The organism is Alishewanella sp. BS5-314 (genome assembly GCF_025377695.1).
Classification (GTDB): domain Bacteria; phylum Pseudomonadota; class Gammaproteobacteria; order Enterobacterales; family Alteromonadaceae; genus Alishewanella; species Alishewanella aestuarii.
In genome coordinates this window covers 1,263,283-1,286,536 of sequence record NZ_JACEHJ010000002.1, presented here as the reverse complement: position 1 = coordinate 1,286,536, position 23,254 = coordinate 1,263,283, and the positions used below count along the sequence as shown (strand labels likewise).

Sequence of the window (23,254 nt, the reverse complement as noted above, 5' to 3'; positions counted from 1 at the left end):
TCACACGGCTCCATTTTCTTTGGTAAGAGCAGGGTCGGACCTGCTAGTTGCGATAGCCGTTGGGGTTGTGTTTCTGCCAGCGCCAGGTATCGCGCACCATATCGTCCAGTGTCTTCTCTGTTTTCCAACCCAGTAAAGTCAGGGCTTTAGTTGGCTCAGCATAACAGACCGCAATATCACCGGGGCGACGCGGCGCAATCTGATACGGCACCGCCACCTGATTCACTTCGCTAAAGGCTTTAACCATATCCAGCACGCTGTAGCCAACGCCCGTACCCAGGTTAATCGCCTCAACACCTTTACTCTGTTCCAGATATTGCAGCGCCTTTAAATGACCATTGGCTAAATCCACGACATGAATATAATCGCGCACGCCGGTACCATCTTTGGTCGGATAATCGTTACCAAACACACTGAGTTGTTGGTGTTTGCCGACCGCGACCTGGGAAATAAACGGCATTAGATTATTCGGAATGCCATTAGGATCTTCGCCGATCTGGCCACTTTCATCGGCGCCGACCGGGTTAAAGTAGCGCAGCAGGACAATAGACCAGTCTGGTTCGGCCTTTACCAGGTCTTCCAGGATCAGCTCAATCATCAGCTTACTCTGGCCATAAGGGTTAGTGGCCGAGCGGGGCGAGGTTTCTTTGATCGGCACTTCCTTGGCATCACCATAAACGGTGGCCGAAGAGCTGAATACCAGCTTTTTGACATTAAAATGCCGCATCACCCGGCACAAGGTAACAGTACCCGAGACGTTATTGTCGTAATAATGCAGGGGCAGTTCGGTCGATTCACCTACCGCCTTTAAACCCGCGAAATGAACCACCGCGCTGATTTTATACTGGCTGAATACTGCCGTTAGCGCCGCCTGATCGCGAATATCACCGGTGATACTTAACAGCGTGCGCCCGGCAAGTTGTTCTACCCGCTTTAGCGACTCTGCCGAGCTGTTACTAAAATTATCAAAGCTAATCACGTTATAGCCGGCGCGCAGCAAACACAGTGCTGTGTGGCTACCGATGTAACCAGCACCGCCGGTCAGCAAAATATAAGAGCTCATAGGCAATCCTTTGGCTAAAAAACGAAACAGTTAAGGCAAGACTTTTTTATAGGGTTTAACAGTCGCCTTAACATAAACGCCTGCTGCCCAATACGGGTCAGCCGCGGCCCAGGCTTCTGCTTCTGCTAACGATGGGAATTCAGCCACCACCAGTGAGCCGGTAAAGCCGGCTGCGCCCGGATTGTCCGAATCAATGGCGGGCAGCGGGCCTGCCATTAGCAGCCGCCCCTCAGTTTTTAATTGCTCCAGGCGGGCTAAATGCGCCGGCCGGGCTTGTAACCGTTTTTCCAGACTATTGGCCGCATCTTCGGCATAAATCATATAGAACATGTTAAAACTCGCTACGCTAGAAATTCTGGCTGCACCTTAGCAGATTTGTGCTTTAAAACCAATTCAGGCCGGCAGGTCGGGCTAGGATTTCCCGCCACAGGCTGTTAGCATGAAGGCGCTTTTTCTAACAATAACTAAAAAAATCCATTCAGGGAGTCCACCCACGCATGAAACGTGAACAATTCAGTTCCAGCCTTGGCTTTATTCTGGCCGCGGCCGGCTCCGCAGTTGGTATCGGTAATCTGGTCGCCTTTCCGGTAATGGCCAGTAAAAATGGCGGCGCCGCCTTCCTTATCATGTACGCGATTTTCGTGTTCTTTATTTGTTTACCGGTGATGCTGGCCGAGATGAGCTTGGGGCGTCACACGCGGCAAAACCCACTTGGCGCTTACACCCAAATTGGCCAAAACCGGGCCTGGCGTACTGTGGGTTGGTTATCGGTGATTACGCCCTTTATGATTGGGGTGTTCTATCTGGTGATCACCGTCTGGATCGCCGGTTACCTCGGTAAGGCGCTGCTTGGTCAGCTTGATCAACTTGCTGACCCTGATGGCTTCGGCGCCTTTATCAATAGTAATGAGCTGTTCGTGTATATGGCCATCGTCGTGGGCTTAACCTTTCTGATCCTGCAAGGCGGTGTGAAAAAGGGCATTGAAAAAGCCACCACCATCTTGATGCCAACATTGTTTATTATGCTGATTTTGTTGGTTATTTACGTGCTAACTAAAGAAAATGCCATGCTGGGCGTTAAGTTTTTCCTGATCCCGGACTTCACCAAGCTCACCGGACAGGTATTAAATGGCGCGCTGGCGCAGGCATTCTTTTCCTTGTCGCTGGCAATGGGGATTCTGATCACCTATGGCTCTTATATCCAAAAACATGACAATATCGTCTCAGCCGGTAAAACGGTAGCCGGCTTATCCTTGCTGGTTGCGGCCTGCTCAGGTTTGCTGATCTTGCCTGCGGTGTTCTCGTTTAATCCGGACATTCAAATAGCCGAACTGTCAGAATCCAGCATTGGTATGATTTTTATGTTCCTGCCAAAAATCTTCCTGGCATTGCAGGCTGACATAGGCTATTTCGGTGCCTCCTTTATTGCTGCTTTTTTCTTCTTGCTGGTGTTTTTTGCCGCCATGACCTCGCTGGTGTCGATTATCGAGGTGCCGGTGGCCAGCGTGATGGATGGTAAGGGATTAAGCCGGCGCAAAGCGCTGTACTCATTGGGTGGTGCCATGGTGCTGCTGGCGGTAGTCTGTGCTTTGTCGTTTGGCCGTATTGATTGGCTGAGCAATATTCTAAGCTATGGCGGCAACAACAAGTCTTTCTTTGATTTGGTTTACGATATGTTTTACGAAACCATTCTGCCATTAAATGGCTTCCTGCTGTGTTTGTTTGTGGTTTATCGCTGGAAAGCACACAATCTGGATAAAGAAATCGCCGACGGAAATCCCGGTTTTGCCGGCACAGTGCTGCAGAAATACGTTAATTTCTCGTTGGGTACTTTTATCCCACTGATCCTGTTAATTATTTTTGTGAATACCGTATCGACCATTTATTTTGGTAAAAACTTACTGTTCTAACTGGTCAGACCGGTACCGGAGTGCTGTGGATAAACTGGTCGGAGTGGTACCGGAGTGCTGTGGATAAATCAGGCCTGAGTGGCGATCAGGCTGGTACGGCGGCTGCCAAGGGTGTCGGGAATTTTCCCAAGCTGGCAAGCCGCCTGACTAAGATTAAGCCCCTGCGCCTGACAACGCTCAGTCAGCAGCGGTAAAAATTTTTCTGCTTGTTGTAGTGCGGCGGGCTGGTCAGTATAAAACTGTAACTGCAGATCCTGCGCCGCCAGCTTAGCCACTACCAGTAATTGGCCATAGTGCCCCAAATCAAACTTCATCGTCAGTTGCCAGTGTTTTTGTTTGCCAGCGCCGTTCTTCTCTTTCGCTTCCCGTTGTTCCAGTAAGATCTCGCTGATCCGGCTTTCCTGCTGTTGCTGCAATGCCAGTGGAATAAACCACTGTTGTTGCAGCTGTGGCAGATCGGCATTTTGTAACTGCGATAACTGCAGCAAGCTACTGTGACTGCCCAGTGCCCGCAGCAGCTGACTGGCTTGCTGACTATCCAGCTGACTGATCTGCTGCGCCATAGTCTGAGTGGCACTATTGCTGCGGGATGCTTGCGCTGACGGTTGTCGCAACAAATGCCCCAGCAATAGCTGAATGGCAATAGCCAGGGTGCCGGCGCCGGTACTGGTGTTGGGCTGCAATTGCAGCGGTTGAAATTGCAGCACCGCCTGTAACTGCTGCTGCACTTCCGCGACAGTTAAAACGCGTTGCCCATCCGGTTGTGCTTGCCTGATCTGTTGTAGCAGGGCAACGACAGCCGGTGGCATCTCCGGCAGTGCTGCCAGCCGCGCCGGGCTGCTGCTAAGTAAAGGTAACAGTTGCCGCCAACCCTGCTCGGCAACGCTGGTGCTGTTATTCAGATTTACCGCTGCCGGACGCTCCGTGGCAGAGGTTTGCCATGGCAAAGGCTTTAGCAAATCTTTCTGACTTAACTGCAGTTGCTGCTCGGCAGCAATCGGCAGAATACTCAGGCTGCCGGCCGGGCTTTTGCTCGCGGCAGTATTATTGGTTAACTGGTTTAACAGTTGCAGTGTGACAGTCTGCGGCGTAGTCGTGATGCCTGCTGGTAATTTAAAGGGCTCGCCGGCCAGTTGTGGCGGTGCTTCACCACGACTAAGTTGCTGTTGCAACAACGCCAGCTGTTTTGGGTCCTGTAACAGGCGCAGCTGTGCGCTGCTAAGCGGTACCTCTGTTGCGACACCTGCCAGCACTTTAACCTGCAGCTGCACCCCTCCATCGGCCAGCGGTTGCATTTGCAGCAGTAACGGAACCCCGCTGGGGATAGCCGGCAGTTGTTGCAGTGGCAGACGCACAGGGCCTTGCGCAGTTTGGATCAATAATTCCGGCCCTTGCTTGGCGTTTAACTGTAAGCGGGCGAAATAATCGGCGCCAGCCTGCAGTTTGGCGCTGCTTAACTCAACTTTTACGCCACTTAGTTGTTGCAGGGCCTGATCCAGGTTCAGGGGTTTCATCGTGCTCTCCTGACTCGTCGCTGCCGACCATTGTTTCATTAGCGGCAGTTTCTCTGCAACTAAGCTTTGTAGCAAGGCCGGCTCTTTTAGCACACTGAGTGGTAAAGTTAAGCTTTTAGCGGGTTGTTCGGGTTGAATGCTTAGCTCCCCGCTGGCATTCAGGTTCAGCTGCAACGGAATTTTTGCCGCCAGCAGCGTACTGAGGGCGGATGTCATAACCGGGCTACCGGCCAGGTTGGGTGTTTCGCCGCGGTTAAGTTGTTGGGTAAGCAGGGCCAGCGCCTTGGGATCTTGTAACGCAGCAACTTGCGCCGGGGTAAGTGGCACCGTCACGCTGGCTGTTGGCAGGCTCAGATTTAGCTGTAGCGATGTTCCCTGGCTTAAGCTGACACTAACTGTCAGGGGCTGAGCCAGCGGCAGAGCTGGTAAATGATGTAGTGGCAAGCGCAGTTCACGCCCGCCAACTTGCAGGCGTAGCACGGGGTCAGCATCTTGCAGCAATTGCGCCGGGTAGGGCGTATTCAGTGACAGTTGGGTTTTTTGTTGCGGTAACGCTGACAGCACACCACCAGATAAAGGCAATAGAGGATCCATTAACGGATAACCCGATATCGCTGGATGTAGCAACAGTCTGAAAGCTCAAGTCGGTGCGAGGCTCTGCACAACAGTGCGCTGGTTAAGCTGGTCAGACCGGTACCGGAGTGCTGTGGATAAGTTGCGTGGAAGATGCTGATCTGGATCATGGCTAAGTACCGGTTCTGATTCGTTTTCGCCGCCTGTTATGCTACTATGCGCGCAATTTTTTGCAGAGTCGATAGTTAAGGCCAGTGGATCTTACTCAGTCAACTTTAAATCACACCCCAGCCGCGCTGCTCAGCGCCAGCGGGCTTAGCTGCGTCAAGCAGGACAGGGTGCTATTCGAGCAATTATCGCTCAGTGTCAGCGCCGGGCAGTTATTACAAATCAAAGGCAAAAATGGCGCCGGCAAAAGTAGCTTATTACGTATTCTGGCCGGCTTGGCGAGGCCGGAAGAAGGCGAGCTGTATTATCAGGGGCGCCCGCTATCTGACGTTAGTGCCGATTACGCGGCTAACCTGTGCTTTATTGGTCATCAAAGTGGTATTCACGAGCAACTAACTGCACTGGAAAATTTACGCTTCTGGCGTGCGGCAACTGATCTGAAGCCGGCCGATGATCTGGCGTTGCTGGCGAGTTTAGGGCTGGCAGGCTTAGAGGATATTCCGTGCCGGATGTTATCGGCCGGACAGCAGCGCCGGGTATCACTTGCCCGGCTTTGGGCCAGCCGGGCAGAGCTGTGGATCCTGGATGAGCCTTTCACCGCGCTGGATCAAACGGCTATCGGCACCTTGCAACAGCACTTTATCGCCCATTTAGAGCAGGGCGGCGCCATTATTCTGACCACCCATCAGCCGCTTAGCCTGCAGTATGCCGGGCTCTTTGCCCTGGAGATCCACTACCGATGGTAAGCTACGGTGTCTTTTTACAACGCGAACTGCGGCTGCTGGCCCGGCAAAAGTCCGACTGGCTCAATCCGGTACTGTTTTTTATCATAGTGCTGACCCTGTTCCCAATTGGCGTTGGCCCGGAGCCCAATATGCTGCGTATAATGGCACCGGGTATTGTCTGGATCGCGGCACTGCTTAGCGTGTTACTCGCTGCCGAGCGGCTGTTTAAGGATGACTACCGTAACGGGGTGATAGAGCAACTGGTGGCTGCCCGGCACGCGCTGTTGCCTTTTGTGCTGGCGAAAATCAGCGCTAACTGGTTAAGCACCGGTTTGCCGCTGGTATTGTTATCACCGCTGGTGGCACTGTTGTTTAATCTGGAGCTGCCGGCATTGCAAGCGATGGCGTTAACTCTGCTGCTTGGCACCCCGGTGCTGAGTTTATTGAGCGTGTTAGGCGCGGCTATTACGGTTTCCGCCGATAAGGGTGGGATTTTACTGGCACTGCTGATTCTGCCGCTGTATATTCCGCTGCTAATTTTTGCCAGTGCGGCGATCGAAGCTGCCAGCATGGGATTAGCATATCAGGGACAGTTGGCAATTTTACTGGCAATCGTATTGTTTGCGCTGGCACTGGTGCCGATGGCAGTGTGCAGTGCGCTTAAGATAAATGTGAGCTGATATGTTTAAGTGGTTACATCCGCTGGCCAAGCCAGAAACCCTTTATCATTTTTGCGGTAAACTTTCGCCCTGGTTAATGGCTGCCGCACTCTTTACGCTGCTGCTTGGTAATATCTGGGGCCTTGGCTTTACGCCAACCGATTACCAGCAAGGTGACAGCTACCGTATTATCCATATCCATGTGCCGTCGGCCATTATGTCGATGGGTGCCTATATGGCCATGGCGATCGCTGCTTTTACTGCTCTGGTTTGGCAAATTAAAACCGCACAATGGGCGGTGCTGGCAATTGCACCTATCGGCGCGGTATACACCGCCATTGCTCTGCTGACCGGTATGGCCTGGGGTGAGCCGATGTGGGGCGCCTGGTGGGTATGGGATGCACGCTTAACATCACAGCTCATCCTGTTATTTTTATATTTTGGAGTAATGGCATTACATGGTGCCTTCTCTGACCGGCAAACCGGGGCTAAGGTAGCCAGTTTACTGGCTGTAATTGGTACCATTAATCTGCCCATTATTCACTTTTCAGTTGAATGGTGGAATACGTTGCATCAGGGTGCAACCATTACCAAATTTGCCAAGCCGTCGATTGATCCCAGTATGTTATGGCCATTATTAATGAGTTTACTGGCCTTTAAGCTAGTGATGTTATGGTTAACCTGTGTAAGGTTGCGTACTGCCATTCTGGAAAACGAGCAGCACAGGCCCTGGGTAAAACAACTGGTGGGTAAAGTATGATGCACAGTCTTGTTGAATTCGCACTGGTTTTTAGTGCCGCTGCAGAGATCCCGCAGAAACTTTTTGGTCTTTTTCCGTTCTATTTCGCCAGCTTTAGCGATTTTCTACAAATGGCGAGCAATGGTGTCAGTTATGCCTTTTATGTTTGGCTGGCCTATGCCTTAACCTATCTTTTGCTAATTGGGTTAATCATCTGGAGTTATTTTAATCATCGGCAATTTAAACAGCAGCTCGAAGCAAAATTGGCACGCGAGCAACGTGTTAAGCAGTATCAGGAGCAACAGACCTAATGCAATCAAGACGTCAGAAACGCCTGTTTTCCATCATCCTGGTGATTGGCCTGATGGCCGGTGCCGTTGGCGCCATGCTATATGCGCTGAGTCAGAATATTAATTTGTTCTATACCCCGGGCCAGTTGGTTAGTGGCACAGGCCCAAATAAAGTGAAGCCCGAGGTAGGGCAAAGGTTGCGTCTGGGTGGCATGGTAGTGCCGGGCACGGTACAGCGTGATGAAACCAGTTTGCGGGTACGTTTTGATTTAACCGATGATAGCGGTGAAATCGCGACCATTGAGTATGACGGTATTCTGCCGGATCTGTTTCGCGAAGGGCAGGGCATAGTCGCACAGGGCATCTTAAAAGCCCCAACGCTACTGGTCGCCTCAGAAGTATTAGCTAAGCATGACGAAGAATATATGCCGCCGGAAGTGGCCGAAGCGGTAAAAGGCATCCGCCATGTGCCACCTAGCCAGTGGCAGCAGAATCCACCGCAAAACCCGCAGCAAAATAATAGTAGCAGTACTGGCAACTACGGAGGCTAGGCGATGATCCCTGAATTTGGTCAGCTTACGCTGACATTCGCCTTTGCGCTGTCGGTACTGCTGGGTGTTATTCCACTGATTGGCAGCTATACCGCCAATGAGCGTGCGCTGCTGGTGGCAAAGCCGCTTTCAGTTGGCATGTTTGTATTTACGCTGTTGGCCTTTCTGGCGTTAAGCTGGGCCTTCTACCACGATGATTTTACCGTTATTAATGTCGCTTCCAACTCCAGCTCAATTTTGCCCTGGTATTTTAAGCTAACGGCAACCTGGGGTTCGCACGAAGGCTCGATGCTGCTATGGGTGATGATCCTGGCCGCCTGGACCGCTTTGGTGGCGCAGTATTCCAAAGGTCTGCCATTGCTGATGCAAGGACGGATCCTCGGCATTATGGGACTGATCAACATTGGTTTTATCGCCTTCTCGTTGTTTATGTCCAACCCCTTTGAGCGCAGCCTGCCGTTTTATCCGGTTGAGGGCAGCGATCTTAACCCCTTGCTGCAAGACTACGGCATGATTATTCATCCGCCGTTGCTGTATATGGGCTATGTTGGATTTGCGGTGTCCTTTGCTTTTGCCATTGCGGCGCTGCTCGGTGGCAAGTTCGACAGCACCTGGGCACGCTGGGCAAGGCCCTGGACCCTGGCAGCCTGGTTATTTTTAACCCTAGGCATCATGCTGGGGAGCTGGTGGGCTTATAAAGAGCTGGGCTGGGGCGGTTGGTGGTTCTGGGATCCGGTTGAAAATGCCTCCTTTATGCCCTGGCTCGTCGGTACCGCCCTCATTCACAGTCTGGCGGTAACCGAAAAGCGCGGCACCTTTAAATCCTGGACCGTACTTTTAGCACTGGGTGCCTTCTCGCTAAGTTTAATGGGTGCCTTTTTAGTCCGCTCCGGTGTTTTGGTGTCGGTACATTCCTTTGCTGCCGATCCGGAGCGTGGCGTGTTTTTACTGATTTTCCTGCTACTGGTGATTGGCGGCTCGCTGCTGCTATACGCCAGCCGTATGCATTCAGTGCGCAGCCAGGCCCGTTATGAGCTGTTCTCGCGCGAAGTCATGCTGTGGGGAAATAACGTCTTTCTGCTCACCGCTACCCTGGTGGTGTTGCTGGGTACCCTGTTTCCGCTGGTACATAAAGAGCTGGGCCTGGGCTCAATTTCGATTGGTGAGCCGTTCTTTAACCAGATGTTTTACTACCTGAATATTCCTTTTGCACTGTTACTGGGTATAGGCCCCTGGGTGCGCTGGAAGCAACAAAAAGCGGCGCCGCTGTTAAAGCCGTTGTCACTGGTGGCTATTTTTGCGCTGATACTGGCGCTGGGTACTATGGCCGCCACCCAAAGCATCGCCGCTAATCTGGCGTTACTTGGTTTGTTGCTCGGTGCCTGGGTTGGTGTATCAGCGTTGTTTGAAATTTATCAGCGTTTACAACAGTTTGGCTCAGTGACTGCTGGTGTCGCCAGATTACAGGCATCGCATTACGGCATGACAGTCGCGCATATTGGTTTTGCGGTAATGATCGTCGGTATCGCCATGACGCTGACTTACAGCGAAGAGCGCGATGTGCGGATGGCGATTGGCGATCGGGTAGTGCTGGCCGGCTATGAATTTGAATTACAGGATGTGTATAAGCTAAATGGCCCTAACTACGGTGGCGAAGCGGCCGAGCTGGATGTCCGCACTGTTGATGGTCGCTATGTTACCCACTTACATGCCGAGAAGCGCGAGTACAACATTCAGCGCATGGTGATGACCGAAGCGGCTATTCATGCCCGCTTGAGCCGCGATCTTTATGTGTCGCTGGGCGAAGCGCTACCGGGTAATGCCTGGGCGATTCGGGTCTACGTAAAACCCTTCGTGCGCTGGATCTGGCTTGGCGGCCTGTTAATGGCTATCGGCGCCCTGATTTCGTTACTGGATAAACGCTACCGCCGTACCGGCACCCAAGCGGGAGCCCAGCATGCGTAAAGTCCTGTTTTATATTCCGTTACTGGCGTTTCTGGGCTTGTCCCTATTTTTACTAAGTGGCTTGTTTTCTGATCCGCGCGAACGCGACTCTGCCATTATTGGCAAGCCGCTGCCGCAATTTGCCCTACCGGACTTGATGAGCCCGGAGCAAATCTGGACGCCAGAGAACCTGAAAGGCGAGGCTTACCTGCTGAATGTTTGGGGGATCTGGTGCCCAACCTGTAATGCTGAGCTCGGTTATATGAGCCAGCTGCGCAACGAGCAGGGAGTGCGGATTATCGGCTTGTACTATGTATTGCCGGAAGATCCGATGTTCGGTGAGGTGTTCGACTTAACCAAACTGCAAGCCGATGTGCAAAGCCGCCTGCAGGCCTTTGGTGATCCCTATCAGTTTAATATTCTGGATCGTCAGCGTCGCTTGTCGATGGATTTGGGCGTCAGTGGTGCACCTGAGCATTTTATTGTTGATGCCGACGGCATAGTGCGGGCGCATCATATCGGCGATATCAACCCGCAGGTGTGGCGCAGTAAGCTGGCACCAATTTATCAGCAATGGGCGGCCAAACCATGATAAGACTCGTAATGGTGTTATGCCTGCTGGCCGCAGCACAGCTGCACGCCAGCACCAGTCAGGAGCTGTTGCAGTTTGAGTCTGAGCAGCAACGGCGTCTGTATGCGCAGTTAACGGCCGAGCTACGTTGCCCGCAATGTCAGAATCAGAATATCGCCGACTCCAATGCCGTGGTCGCGGTCGATATGCGCGAAAAAACCCATGAACTGGTGTTACAGGGCTATAGCCGGCAGCAGGTACTGGATTTTATGATCGACCGCTATGGCAACTTTGTGCATTATCAGCCGCCGGTCAATTCGATCACCATTTGGTTGTGGCTATTACCTGTACTGGTGCTGGTTAGCTTGTTGCTGTTTCAACTGCGCCGCCGTGCGCTACAACGCAATATGCAGGGCGCTGAACAGCCCTGCGAGGAGACAGCGCCAGCAAGCCAGCAACAGGCCGCGCTGGATCAGCAACTGGACCAAATTATTGAACGCTACCGGAGTACCAAACCATGATGTGGCAGCTATTCGCCGGCGCACTCGCCATGTTGGCGTTAAGTGCCATTTTTATTTGCTGGCCCCGCCGTGCCAGCGCTCAGAATAATCAGACTCCGGCGCAGTTATTCGAAGAACGCCTGCAATTATTGGCCTTGGCCCGGGATGCCGGTGAGCTGGCAGAGCAGGATTTCAGCACCGCTGCGGCCGAGTTAAAACAGCAGTTTTTGGAGCAGGAACAGCAGGCGATACGCTATCAGCAGCCGCGGCATAAGGCCATGTTTCATCTGACGCTGGTGCTGTTAACGGCTGTAATTGTCGGGCTGACCTATAGTCAGAATGGCCACTACCGCCAGCTTGGCGACTGGGAATATGCACAGCAAAATTTACCGGCCTTTGGTCAGCGCGCGTTGCTGGGGGAGGGCGAACCTATGGGTGAGCGTGATATGCAGTTATTCTCGCTGGCGCTGCGCACCAAGCTGGCAAAAGAGGGGGATGATGCCATTGCCTGGATGCTGCTGGGTCGGGTGTGGATGACACTTGGCATGCTGGAGGAAGCGGTAGAGTCGTTTGAGCGCTCGTTAAAGCTGATGCCGGAGCGTACGCCGGTGTTGATTAGTTACAGTCAGGCCCTGATTATGCTGGGTGGCGATTTGAATCTGGCCAAAGCCGGCCAGAGTGTCGCCAAGGTATTAATGCGCGAGCCGGAAAACATCGATGCTATTTCGCTGATGGCGTTAATCGCCTATGAGCGCGGTGACAACGAACAAGCGACCGCCGCCTGGCAGTTATTGGCAGACAGGTTAGAGCAGGATGATCCGCGGTTAGTGGTGGTGCAGGAACGTTTGAACGAATTAAAAGCTGCAGCGTCTGAGACATTGGTCAACAGCTCTGCTACACAGACCGCTGGCCGTTCCGTTAGCTTGACGTTACAAGTCAGTAATGAGCTTGCCGCCGCGCATCCGGACGCCGTACTGTTGGTCTTTGTCAGAGCCGCAGGCGGACCGGCCGTGCCTTTGGCCGTGAAGCGTTTACCGATGCAGGCGGGAGTGCTGAATGTTACCCTGACGGTCGACGATGCAATGCAGCCGGGTTGGGATCTGAATCAGGCTGAACTTATTGAAGTGGTAGCGCGTATGGCAGTGTCAGGTACAGTGGAGCGCACTGCTCAGGATGTTGAAGTGGTATCAGCGCCGCTGGAATTTACAGCAACTGATCTTCGTTTAGCCTTAACTCTGGAAGAGTAATATGTTATCTCCGATAAAAAGTGTCGCGCTGTTGTTAACGGCGGTATTGCTAACTGGCTGTGCCAGCTCAAAACAAGCAGAGCAGCAAGCCGCGACAGCGGGAACAGCCGCGCAACAAGCGCCGAGGACTGTCGTGTATGACGATCCGCGTGATCCCTGGGAGCGGGTGAACCGGCCATTATTTGACTTTAACCTCGATGTGCTGGACGAGTATCTTCTGCGCCCGGCAACGGTAGGCTATATGACGATAGTGCCCAAGCCTGCGCGCAAAGGCCTAAAGAATGTGGTCGACAATCTCGGTGAGCCGGCGAGTTTTCTAAACAGTGTGTTACAAGCCAAGCCGGAAAAAGCCGCCGTAAGCGCAGGCCGTTTTCTGGTAAACAGCACTGTGGGCATCGTCGGCTTATTTGATGTTGCCAGAAAGATGGGTCTGGAACCGGCCGATGAAGACTTTAACCAGACTCTGGCCGTCTGGGGTGTTGGTGATGGCCCTTATTTAATGGTGCCGGCGCGCGGGCCAACGACAATCCGCGGTACCGCGGGCGGTATTGTTGATAACCTGTATTTCCCGCTGGGCTTGTTAAATACCCCGCTAACCCTGACCCGCGCGGCGATTATGGCGCTGGATGCCCGCGAAGAGCTGATGCAGGTGGAAGACATGCTGAACAACTCGCTTGATCCGTATTCGTTTGTGAAAGAAGCCTACTTCCAGCGCCAACGCTTTAAGATCTACGACGGCAACCCACCGCCACCGGAAGAAACCCTGGATGACGACACCCTCGATTTCCTCGACGAAATCGAATAACTTATCCACAGCACTCCGGTACCGGTCTGACCAGTTTATCCACAGCACTCCGGTACCGATCTGACCAGATGACAGATTCAACCAGGTTAAGAAACAGAGGGACACAATGATTAAAGTACTAAGCGTATTCGGTACCCGGCCAGAAGCCATCAAGATGGCGCCGCTGGTTAATCAGTTAAAGCAGGATGCTGCCTTTGATAGCCGGGTCTGCGTCACCGGCCAGCACCGGGAAATGTTGGATCAGGTATTAAAACTCTTTGAGATTAAGCCTGAATACGATCTCGCTATCATGAAGCCTGGTCAGGACCTGTATGATGTTACGACCAGTATTCTGTTAAATATCAAACCGGTACTGCGTGAGTTCCAGCCGGATATCGTCTTGGTACACGGTGATACCAGTACGACCTTTGCCGCTGCGCTGGCCTGTTATTATGAAAAGATTGCCGTGGGCCACGTTGAGGCAGGCTTGCGTACCGGCAATATCTATAGTCCCTGGCCGGAAGAGGCAAACCGCAAATTGACTGGTGCCTTAACCCGGCTGCATTTTGCGCCAACCCAAACATCTGCAGATAACTTGCTGGCCGAGCGGGTTGCACCTGAGCATATCGTGATCACCGGGAATACCGTTATCGATGCTTTGCTGCAAGTGGTGGCAAAGATTGAAGGCAATGCGGAATTAAATCAGCAATTCGCTGCGCAGTTTCCCTTTGTCCAGCCTGAGCGGCGGATGATTCTGGTTACGGGCCATCGGCGCGAAAGTTTCGGTGGTGGCTTTGAGCAGATCTGTGCTGCCCTGGCTGACATCGCGAAAAGCTTCCCGGACTGCGACATCGTGTACCCGGTGCATTTGAATCCTAATGTAAAGGAGCCGGTCTATCGGCTGCTGAGCGGCGTGTCAAATGTGCATCTGATCCCACCACAGGATTATCTGCCATTCGTTTACCTGATGAACCGCAGCTATCTGGTATTAACCGACTCGGGTGGTATTCAGGAAGAGGCACCGTCTTTAGGTAAGCCAGTGCTGGTAATGCGCGATACCACAGAGCGGCCGGAAGCTGTTGCCGCCGGTACGGTTAAACTGGTTGGTACCGACAAGGCAAAAATTGTCAGCGAAGTGACGAGGTTACTCACCGATAGCAGCTACTACGAGAGTATGAGCTTTGCCCATAACCCCTATGGTGATGGCAACGCCTGCAGCCGCATTTTAGCCAGCCTGAAAACGCTCCGCTAACCCGCCTTCATACCTACAGCACTCCCTTTTGGGAAAACTGTTATCCACAGCACTCCGGTACCGGTAAGACCTCAGAGGTCAGGCCGGTACCGGAGTGCTGTGGATAAGTTACAGACATCTGGATGGAAATAAGTTATTCCAAAACACGATAATTGCCGCGCTAGCGTTCTGGTAAGCTGCCGCCATTACTTATCCTGATGTTGGAGTTGTTATGGCCACACCTAGCTTGAGCCATCTAAAAGCCCTCGAGAACGAGTCTATTCAAATTTTCCGTGAAGTGGTTGCCGAGTTCGAGAATCCGGTGATGCTGTATTCGGTAGGGAAAGACTCCTCTGTACTACTGCATTTGGCGCGCAAAGCCTTTTACCCCGGTAAAATTCCGTTCCCGCTGTTGCATGTCGATACCACCTGGAAATTCAAAGAGATGATTGCCTTTCGTGACCAGATGGCGAAACAACATGGTTTTGAGCTGCTGGTGCACATCAATCCGGATGGCCTGGCACTGAATGTCGGACCTTTTAGCCATGGCAGTGCCAAACATACCGATATTATGAAAACCCAGAGCCTGAAACAGGCTCTGGATAAGTATAAGTTCGATGCAGCCTTTGGCGGCGCTCGGCGTGATGAAGAAAAATCCCGTGCTAAAGAGCGGGTGTACTCATTCCGTGATCGCAACCATCGCTGGGACCCGAAAAATCAGCGCCCGGAGCTGTGGAACATCTACAATGGCCGGGTCGATAAAGGCGAAAGTATCCGCGTGTTTCCGCTCTCCAACTGGACCGAGCTGGATATTTGGCAATACATCTATCTGGAAAATATCGAAATTCCTAAGTTGTATTTTGCCAAGGAGCGGCCGGTAGTAGAGCGCGACGGCACCTTGATTATGGTGGATGACGAGCGCATGCCGCTTAAGGATGGCGAAGTGCCGCAGCTTAAACAAGTGCGTTTCAGAACCCTGGGCTGTTATCCGCTGACGGGGGCAGTAGAGTCTGCTGCTGCAACGCTGCCGGAGATTATCCAGGAAATGCTACTGACCAAAACCTCTGAACGGCAGGGGCGGGTGATCGATCACGATAGCAGTGGCTCGATGGAAAAGAAAAAAATTGAAGGTTACTTTTAAGGTCAGAGGTTATCGTTATGAGTCATGCATCACCATTAATTGAACAAGATATTCTGGCCTACCTAAAACAACACGAAAACAAGCAGTTACTGCGGTTTATTACCTGTGGCAGTGTTGATGATGGTAAAAGTACCCTGATCGGCCGGCTGTTACACGACAGCAAAATGATCTTTGAAGATCAGCTGGCGGCTATTACCGAAGACAGTAAAAAAGTCGGCACTCAGGGCAATAAGGTTGACCTGGCACTTTTGGTCGACGGTCTGCAATCTGAGCGCGAGCAGGGCATTACCATCGATGTGGCGTACCGCTATTTCTCGACCGATAAGCGCAAATTTATTATTGCTGATACGCCGGGCCACGAGCAGTATACCCGTAATATGGCTACTGGTGCCTCGACCTGTGATCTGGCGATCATCCTGATTGATGCGCGTAAAGGCGTACAAACCCAAACCCGGCGACATAGCTTTATTTGCTCATTGCTGGGCATCAAGCATGTGATCGTAGCCATTAACAAAATGGATCTGGTGGACTATTCGCAAAGTCGCTACAAGGAAATTCAGGATGATTATTTGCAACTGGCTGGGGCGTTAGATATTCCGGATATCCGCTTTGTGCCGATCTCGGCGCTGGAAGGCGATAATGTGGTGAACACCAGTGAAAAGCTAAGCTGGTTCCGTGGTTCAACCTTGATGCAGTATCTGGAAAACATCGACATCAGTCCGGTCGCCAATGAGGATTTCCGCTTCCCGGTGCAACTGGTAAGCCGGCCAAACTCCGAGTTTCGTGGCTTTCAGGGTACCATTACCTCAGGCAGTATCGCAGTAGGTGACGCGGTGCGGGTGCTGCCATCAGGTACAGTCTCTACCGTCAAAGAGATCGTTACTTTCGATGGTAACCTGGTTTCAGCCCACTCTGGCCAGGCTGTCACGCTGACCCTGAATGATGAAGTGGATATTAGCCGCGGCAATATGTTGGTGAAAAAGGATGCGTTGCCGCATGTGTCATCACGCCTGCGCGCCAAACTGATTTGGATGCATGAAAATGCGATGAAGCCAGAGCGGCAATACTACATTAAATTCGCTTGCAAGACCACATCCGGTGAAGTTGAGAAGTTGCATTATCGTATTGATGTTAACACCCTGGCTGAGAAAACGGCAGAAGTCTTGGCAATGAATGAAATTGGCCTGGTCGATCTGAAGCTGGCCGAGCCAATGCCATTTGATGCGTACAGCAAAAACAAACAAACCGGCGCCTTTATTATCATCGACAGGCTGAGCAACCTGACAGTAGGCGCGGGGATGATTGAAGCCGCGCTGGTGAATCAGCAGCCAACTCAAGCTCCTATCGAGGGATTGTCTGCCTTTGAATATGAGTTAATCCAGTTACTGCGTAAACACTTCCCTCAACTACAAAACCAGTAGTTATCCACAGCACTCCGGTACCGGTCAGACCTCTGACCGGTATTGTCCGGGTTTGCCGGTCGCCAACTTATCTTCTATTTTAAAAAATATTTAATAGGAGGTTAATTTATGGCCAGGAAACCGCGATTTTTTGTCAGTGGTATGCCGTACCATCTGGTTAACCGTGGGCATAACCGCATGCCCTGTTTTGGTGGTGAAGCAGACAAAGGAACCTTTTTCAGCATGTTGTGCGACAAGCTCGAGGCATTCTCAATAAAGCTACATGCCTTTGTGCTAATGTCCAATCATTATCATCTGCTCGTGACACCGGATGACGGCGCAGAACTGCCTCATTTTATGCAATGTTTGGGGCGTAAATACGCCGGTTATTTTAATACAAACCGGCAACGTACCGGGACAGTCTGGGATAGTAAGTACTTCGCCAGCAGCATAGAAAGCGACTATTATCTGTTGGCCTGTTATCGTTATATTGAGCTTAACCCGGTGCGGGCAGGTCTGTCGGCTACGCCGGCTGGCTATCATTGGTCGAGTTTCCACACCAATGCCTGTGGGATGAAATCTGCTATTATTCAGCCACATAAAACTTATCTTGCGCTGGGAGACTGTCAGTTCAGCCGCCTTAAAGCCTATCGGGAATTATTCAATACTGAGATGAGTGCAGAGGAGTTAAAACAGATACGTCTGGCATTGACTAAAAATTGGGTTAACCGGCAGCAGCCAGAAGTGGTCAGACCGGTACCGGAGTGCTGTGGATAAGTTGCGGAGCGAGCGGCAAAAGTTGCTTATTTTGGCTGATGATTTAAAGTAGCGGGTAACATTCTATTTTCAGGGATCGAGTATGTTACTACCCGTTATTATGGCCGGTGGCAGCGGCAGCCGTTTGTGGCCCCTGTCACGCGAGCTGATGCCAAAGCAATTTCTTAAACTTTGTGGCGACGCCACCATGCTACAAGCAACACTTGCCAGGTTATCTGGTATGGCAGCTGAGCTACCCTTGGTGATTTGTAACGAAGAGCACCGTTTTATTGCCGCCGAGCAGTTAAGACAGTTATCACAGCTTAACCACAATATCATTCTTGAACCAGCTGGTCGGAATACCGCGCCGGCTATCGCTTTAGCTGCACTTTCCGCCAGACGCAATGGTGATGACCCCTTACTACTGGTGCTAGCTGCCGATCACGTCATTCAGGATGTGCAGGCGTTTCAAGCGTCAGTGCAGCGTGCTACGAAGCTGGCGGAAGCGGATCAACTGGTCACTTTTGGGATAGTCGCCACAGCGCCAGAAACCGGTTACGGCTATATTCGTCGCGGAGCTGTGTCGGCAGTATCTGATGCGGCATTCAGCGTTGCCGAGTTTGTTGAAAAACCAAACCGGGCTGTTGCCGAGCAATACCTGGCCAGCGGCGAGTACTACTGGAATAGCGGTATGTTCCTGTTTAAAGCCAGTGTTTTTCTTGCTGAATTAGCGAAATTCCGCCCTGATATTATGACTGCCTGTGAACAGGCAATGACGCAAACCGAACCTGATTTGGACTTTATCCGGGTAAACAAGCAGGCATTCGCTGCTTGTCCGTCAGAATCAATTGATTATGCGGTAATGGAAAAAACCGACCAGGCGGTAGTGGTGCCAATGGATGCCGGTTGGAGTGATGTCGGTTCCTGGTCATCCCTCTGGGAAATTAGTCATAAAGATCAGGCCGGGAATGTGCAGCTTGGCGATGTGCTTCAGCATGGTTCCAGCGATAATTATATCTTTGCAGAAACAGGCGTTGTTGCGACCGTTGGTTTGCATAATACCGTTGTGATTCAAACTAAGGATGCGGTGCTGGTTGCGGCTAAAGATCAGGTGCAGGACGTCAAGCATATCGTGCAGCAACTCAAGCAGGCAGGGCGTAGCGAACATTATATTCACCGTGAGGTATACCGGCCCTGGGGTAAGTACGACAGTATCGACAATGGCAATCGCTATCAGGTGAAACGGATCACGGTAAAACCAGGTGAAAAACTGTCGATCCAAATGCATCATCACCGGGCTGAGCATTGGATAGTGGTGCATGGCACTGCGAAGGTCACTATTGATCAGCAGCAGCAACTGTTAACAGAGAATCAGTCGGTTTATATCCCGATTGGCGCCGTTCACTCGCTGGAGAATCCGGGCAAAATCCCATTAGAACTGATCGAAGTGCAATCCGGTGCCTACCTTGGCGAAGATGATATTGTGCGTTTTTCTGACCTTTATGGCCGCGTTTAACTGGTCAGACCGGTACCGGAGTGCTGTGGATAAGTTGAGGTGAATAATGGCCGTTAGCCTGCAACAGATAATAAGCGAGAGTGGCATTGCCTTTGGCACCAGTGGTGCCCGGGGTCTGGTTAGCCAATTTACACCCCAGGTGTGTGCAGCCTTTACGCAGAGTTTTCTGCAGGAAATGCAGCGGCACTACCCGTTTTCTGCATTAGCAATAGCCATTGATAACAGACCCAGCAGCCTGGCAATGGCGCAAAGCTGCGCCGGTATGGCGGCCGCTATGGGCTTAAAGGTAAAGTACTACGGTATTTTGCCAACGCCAGCTTTGGCATTACAAGCTATGGCTGATCAGGTACCTGCAATTATGATTACCGGTAGCCATATTCCGTTTGACCGCAATGGCCTGAAGTTCTACCGGCCCGATGGCGAAATCAGCAAAGCAGATGAATTGGCGATTAGTCAGAATACCACTGAGTTACTTGCCTCGGATATTGCAGAGCTTAGCATCATCGCCAGCGAAGCGGCAGAGCGATATCTGCAGCGCTATCTTACTATCTGCCCTGCACAATGTTTGAGCGGCATGCACATTGGTGTTTACGAACATTCCAGTGCCGGTCGCGATCTGTATCATCACTTGTTAAGCGCATTAGGTGCAAGGGTAACCCGGCTGGAGCGAACCGAGCACTTTGTGCCGATTGATACCGAAGCAGTATCTGATGCTGACCAAGCCAAAGCCCGGCAATGGGCAGAGCAGTATCAGCTGGATGCTATTTTCTCCACCGATGGGGATGGTGACAGGCCCCTGATTGCTGATGAAAAGGGACACTGGCTGCGCGGCGATACGGTTGGCTTGCTAACGGCAAAGGCACTTGGCATCGAGGCACTGTCAGTGCCGGTGAATGCCAACAGCGCAATAGATTTGTGTGGTAGCTTTTCCAAGGTGCTGCGCACCCGGATTGGCTCTCCCTACGTTATCGCGGGGATGGAAACGTTGTTACCGGATTTTCAGCGGGTTGCAGGTTTTGAAGCAAATGGAGGCTTCTTACTGGCGAGTGCGCTAAATATCAACAGTAACCCACTTACTGCACTACCAACGCGCGATGCCTTGTTACCCTTTATTGCGATCCTGTTGCTCGCGAATAAGCAGCCAATCTCAGAGCTGGTGGCGGCCTTACCGCAGCGTTTTACCGCCAGCGAGCGGGTGCAGAATTTCAGCGCGGAGAACAGCCGTACTTTACTGGCAGCTGCTGCGGCTGAACCCCTGGCGTGTCTGCAACAGCTGGGTATTACAGATAAAACTGTGCAAAACGTTGATCTCACCGACGGTGTAAGAATAACGCTGAGTGATACCAGTATCATTCATCTCAGAGCATCAGGTAATGCGCCGGAACTACGAATCTACACTGAGGCCGGCTTTGCATTGCAGGCAAACGAACTCGCCCAAAACTTATCCACACGTCTCCGGTACCGGTCAGACATCTGACCTCAGACCGGTACCGGAGTGCTGTGGATAAGTGCGTTAGCCGAAGATGCCGCGGGTATCAATAACCACCTTAGCGGCTACGTCATTGACATGCAGGGCTTTGAATTGACGGTGATCTACTAATACTACTAACACATTGGCGCGTTCCAGCGCTTTGGGTAGGGTGGTCAGTTTATCATTGTGTTGGCTTAACCGTTTTGGCAGCGCCTTAATATTCGGCTCTACCAGCAACACTTCACCGACATTGTCGTTGATCAGATGCTCGGCGATATCTAAAGCCGGGCTTTCACGTAGATCGTCGATATCTGCTTTAAAAGCTAAACCCAAACAGGCAATAACCGGCCGTTTGAACTGATCCGCGGCTTCTTTCACCTTGTTGATCACATAATGTGGCTTACCGTCGTTGATCTCCCGCGCTGTGCGAATCATCCGGGCCAGCGCTGGCGCCGAGTCAACAATAAACCACGGATCTACCGCGATACAGTGGCCACCGACACCGGGGCCCGGGCTTAAAATATTAACCCGGGGATGGCGGTTAGCCAGTTTGATCAGTTCCCATACGTTGATTTTCAGCTCGTCACAAATCAGCGATAGCTCATTGGCAAAAGCGATATTTACATCACGGAAAGCGTTCTCTGTTAATTTTGCCATCTCAGCTGTACGGGCGTTGGTACGTAAACATTCGCCGCGCACAAATAACTGATACAGCGCAGTAGCCTGATCGGCACAGCGCTCGGTGATGCCGCCGATAATACGGTCATTACTTACCAGTTCCTGCAATACGCGACCAGGTAATACCCGCTCCGGGCAGTGTGCGATAAACACATCGGCATTATCAGACGGATCCAGTGGTACCCTCAGATCCGGACGCAGTTCAGTCAGCCACTTAGCGATTTGCTCAGTAGTGCCCACCGGTGAAGTAGACTCCAGTACGATTAAGTTGCCTTTCTCGATTACCGGCGCGATATTTTCCAGCGCGGCACGGATATAACTCAGGTCGGGCGCCTTATCCTCTTTAAAGGGGGTGGGCACGGCAATCATAAAGGCCTGTGCCGGCTCCGGAGTTAACGAAGCTCGCAATTTGCCCGTAGTCACGGCCGCCTGTACCAACATGTCCAGATCCGGCTCGATAATATGAATTTTGCCCTGATTAATGGTATTAACCGCATGCTCCGATACGTCAACCCCGACAACTTCAACGCCACGTGAGGCAATAACAGCCGCTGTGGGTAAACCGATATAACCCAGGCCAATAACAGAAACTTTTGAATATGAAGACAGCATTATGCATTCCTTATAACGCTATAGAAGTGATGCCGTCATCATAAAGCCGCGAATATGAATATACAATTTATCGCCCAAAAAATAACTTATCCACAGCACTCCGGTACCGGTCTGAGGTCTGAGCTCCGGCCGGTACCGGAGTGCTGTGGATAGAGTGCTGTGGATAAACGGGGTTGACTTAACGAATCGTAGTAAGGCTCTCGTACACTGCGGTTATCGTCCTTGCTAAGCCTTCTTCAAAGCGCACTTGCGGAACCCAGCTAATTTCTGTCTTTATCTTATTGTTATTTAATGCGTATCGTCGATCATGCCCAGGACGGTCAGCTACATGAGTTATTAAGCTCTCCAGCTGGTCAGACCGGTACCGGAGTGCTGTGGGTAAGTTTAGAGTGGGGATTAAGTTGCATATCGCATGTGCAACTGCAAGATTCGTCAGCGGCTGATCTCCGGCAATGTTGTAAAACTCGCCGGGCTTACCACGCTGAAAAACTTGTAATAGTGCATGCACGTGATCGTCAACATACAACCAATCTCTGATTTGCAGGCCATCTCCATATATCGGTAACGGCTCCAGTTTCAGCGCACGTTGAACGAGTAACGGGATCAGTTTTTCGGGGTATTGATGGGGTCCGTAATTGTTGGTGCAATGCGTTATGATCGCAGGCAGACCATAGGTTCTTGCCCAGGCTTGCACCAGATGATCACTTGCAGCTTTACTGGCTGAGTAAGGGCTGCTGGGATGATAAGGTGCACCTTCTGCTGCAGCGGGAGCAGAAATTGGCAGATCGCCGTATACCTCATCAGTAGAAACATGAACAAATTTAAAGGCCTTTTTACAGCTAGCCGTTAGCCCGGCAAAGTAATTGCGGCAACTCTCAAGCAAATTGAAAGTACCAACAATATTACTTTGAATAAAAGGGGATGCACTCTGAATAGACCGGTCTACATGACTCTCTGCAGCAAGATGAAATACGCCCACCGGGCGATATGTAGCGAACAATTTGGTAATAGCGTCGAGATCATTAATATCTAGCTGATAAAATCGATAGCGGCTATTCTTGCTCGCGACGGCCAGCGCTTCTGGGGCGGCAGCGTATGTCAATTTGTCGATATTGACGATCTGATAATCCGTGCTATTTAGCAAATGCCTGATTAAAGCAGAGCCAATAAAGCCCGAACCACCGGTAACAAATAACACTTCCGACATTGAA

General features: G+C 51.6%; 22 protein-coding genes. 17 read left to right on the top strand and 5 right to left on the bottom strand.

What is annotated here, in order from left to right; genetic code table 11:
- Positions 1–43: 43 nt before the first annotated feature.
- A complete protein-coding gene (gene galE, locus H1D31_RS10380) occupies positions 44–1,063 on the bottom strand; it encodes a UDP-glucose 4-epimerase GalE (protein WP_261258344.1) in 1,020 nt (339 codons plus the stop codon).
- Between the two features lie 30 nt (positions 1,064–1,093).
- Positions 1,094–1,393, bottom strand: a complete 300-nt coding sequence (locus H1D31_RS10375; RefSeq protein WP_008607961.1) for a YciI family protein — start codon at positions 1,391–1,393, stop codon at positions 1,094–1,096.
- Positions 1,394–1,560: 167 nt separating this feature from the next.
- On the opposite strand from H1D31_RS10375, the gene H1D31_RS10370 reads away from it, so the two are divergent.
- Entirely contained in the window at positions 1,561–2,973 is a 1,413-nt protein-coding gene (locus H1D31_RS10370) for a sodium-dependent transporter (protein WP_261258341.1), read from the top strand.
- Between the two features lie 68 nt (positions 2,974–3,041).
- Here the strand turns inward: H1D31_RS10370 and H1D31_RS10365 are convergent, their stop codons facing one another.
- The gene (locus H1D31_RS10365) at positions 3,042–5,081 is read right to left on the bottom strand and encodes a flagellar hook-length control protein FliK (protein ID WP_261258339.1); all 2,040 of its coding nucleotides are present in this window, start codon (positions 5,079–5,081) and stop codon (positions 3,042–3,044) included.
- Positions 5,082–5,314: 233 nt separating this feature from the next.
- On the opposite strand from H1D31_RS10365, the gene ccmA reads away from it, so the two are divergent.
- The 16 genes from ccmA (at position 5,315) to H1D31_RS10285 (ending at position 20,759) form a co-directional block, all read left to right on the top strand.
- A complete protein-coding gene (gene ccmA, locus H1D31_RS10360; protein ID WP_261258338.1) occupies positions 5,315–5,974 on the top strand; it encodes a cytochrome c biogenesis heme-transporting ATPase CcmA in 660 nt (219 codons plus the stop codon).
- Positions 5,968–6,633, top strand: coding sequence for a heme exporter protein CcmB (ccmB, locus tag H1D31_RS10355; protein WP_261258336.1), 666 nt, complete (start codon positions 5,968–5,970; stop codon positions 6,631–6,633). Before ccmA ends, ccmB begins: the two co-directional genes overlap by 7 nt.
- Before the next feature lies 1 nt (position 6,634).
- Positions 6,635–7,372, top strand: coding sequence for a heme ABC transporter permease (locus H1D31_RS10350; RefSeq protein WP_008607977.1), 738 nt, complete (start codon positions 6,635–6,637; stop codon positions 7,370–7,372).
- A complete protein-coding gene (gene ccmD / locus H1D31_RS10345) occupies positions 7,369–7,662 on the top strand; it encodes a heme exporter protein CcmD (protein ID WP_008607979.1) in 294 nt (97 codons plus the stop codon). The genes H1D31_RS10350 and ccmD overlap by 4 nt, the downstream gene beginning before the upstream one ends.
- Positions 7,662–8,192, top strand: coding sequence for a cytochrome c maturation protein CcmE (gene ccmE, locus H1D31_RS10340; protein ID WP_008607980.1), 531 nt, complete (start codon positions 7,662–7,664; stop codon positions 8,190–8,192). The genes ccmD and ccmE overlap by 1 nt, the downstream gene beginning before the upstream one ends.
- A gap of 3 nt (positions 8,193–8,195) precedes the next feature.
- Complete coding sequence (locus H1D31_RS10335) at positions 8,196–10,157, top strand: heme lyase CcmF/NrfE family subunit (protein ID WP_261258332.1); 1,962 nt, start codon at positions 8,196–8,198, stop codon at positions 10,155–10,157.
- Positions 10,150–10,728, top strand: coding sequence for a redoxin family protein (locus tag H1D31_RS10330; protein WP_261258330.1), 579 nt, complete (start codon positions 10,150–10,152; stop codon positions 10,726–10,728). The genes H1D31_RS10335 and H1D31_RS10330 overlap by 8 nt, the downstream gene beginning before the upstream one ends.
- Complete coding sequence (locus tag H1D31_RS10325) at positions 10,725–11,228, top strand: cytochrome c-type biogenesis protein CcmH (protein ID WP_039925226.1); 504 nt, start codon at positions 10,725–10,727, stop codon at positions 11,226–11,228. Before H1D31_RS10330 ends, H1D31_RS10325 begins: the two co-directional genes overlap by 4 nt.
- Positions 11,225–12,454, top strand: a complete 1,230-nt coding sequence (ccmI, locus tag H1D31_RS10320; RefSeq protein WP_261258328.1) for a c-type cytochrome biogenesis protein CcmI — start codon at positions 11,225–11,227, stop codon at positions 12,452–12,454. The genes H1D31_RS10325 and ccmI overlap by 4 nt, the downstream gene beginning before the upstream one ends.
- 1 nt (position 12,455) lies before the next feature.
- Positions 12,456–13,259: a VacJ family lipoprotein gene (locus H1D31_RS10315; RefSeq protein ID WP_261258326.1), complete on the top strand. Its 804-nt coding sequence runs from the start codon at positions 12,456–12,458 to the stop codon at positions 13,257–13,259.
- A 106-nt stretch (positions 13,260–13,365) separates the two neighbouring features.
- Positions 13,366–14,490: a non-hydrolyzing UDP-N-acetylglucosamine 2-epimerase gene (wecB, locus tag H1D31_RS10310; protein ID WP_008951769.1), complete on the top strand. Its 1,125-nt coding sequence runs from the start codon at positions 13,366–13,368 to the stop codon at positions 14,488–14,490.
- Positions 14,491–14,701: 211 nt separating this feature from the next.
- On the top strand, positions 14,702–15,610 hold the full coding sequence (cysD, locus tag H1D31_RS10305) for a sulfate adenylyltransferase subunit CysD (protein ID WP_008607987.1): 909 nt from the start codon (positions 14,702–14,704) through the stop codon (positions 15,608–15,610).
- A gap of 17 nt (positions 15,611–15,627) precedes the next feature.
- A complete protein-coding gene (gene cysN, locus H1D31_RS10300) occupies positions 15,628–17,031 on the top strand; it encodes a sulfate adenylyltransferase subunit CysN (RefSeq protein WP_065956640.1) in 1,404 nt (467 codons plus the stop codon).
- A 108-nt stretch (positions 17,032–17,139) separates the two neighbouring features.
- Positions 17,140–17,787, top strand: coding sequence for a transposase (locus H1D31_RS10295; protein WP_261258322.1), 648 nt, complete (start codon positions 17,140–17,142; stop codon positions 17,785–17,787).
- 82 nt (positions 17,788–17,869) lie between these two features.
- Positions 17,870–19,282 (top strand): mannose-1-phosphate guanylyltransferase/mannose-6-phosphate isomerase, encoded by a 1,413-nt coding sequence (locus H1D31_RS10290; protein WP_261258319.1) that lies wholly within the window; start codon positions 17,870–17,872, stop codon positions 19,280–19,282.
- Positions 19,283–19,328: 46 nt separating this feature from the next.
- Positions 19,329–20,759, top strand: coding sequence for a phosphomannomutase (locus H1D31_RS10285; RefSeq protein ID WP_261258318.1), 1,431 nt, complete (start codon positions 19,329–19,331; stop codon positions 20,757–20,759).
- 36 nt (positions 20,760–20,795) lie between these two features.
- Here H1D31_RS10285 and wecC read toward each other — a convergent pair whose 3' ends face one another.
- Positions 20,796–22,043: a UDP-N-acetyl-D-mannosamine dehydrogenase gene (gene wecC / locus H1D31_RS10280; protein WP_008607995.1), complete on the bottom strand. Its 1,248-nt coding sequence runs from the start codon at positions 22,041–22,043 to the stop codon at positions 20,796–20,798.
- Between the two features lie 178 nt (positions 22,044–22,221).
- Positions 22,222–23,250, bottom strand: coding sequence for a dTDP-glucose 4,6-dehydratase (gene rfbB / locus H1D31_RS10275; protein ID WP_261258315.1), 1,029 nt, complete (start codon positions 23,248–23,250; stop codon positions 22,222–22,224).
- Positions 23,251–23,254 lie beyond the last annotated feature (4 nt).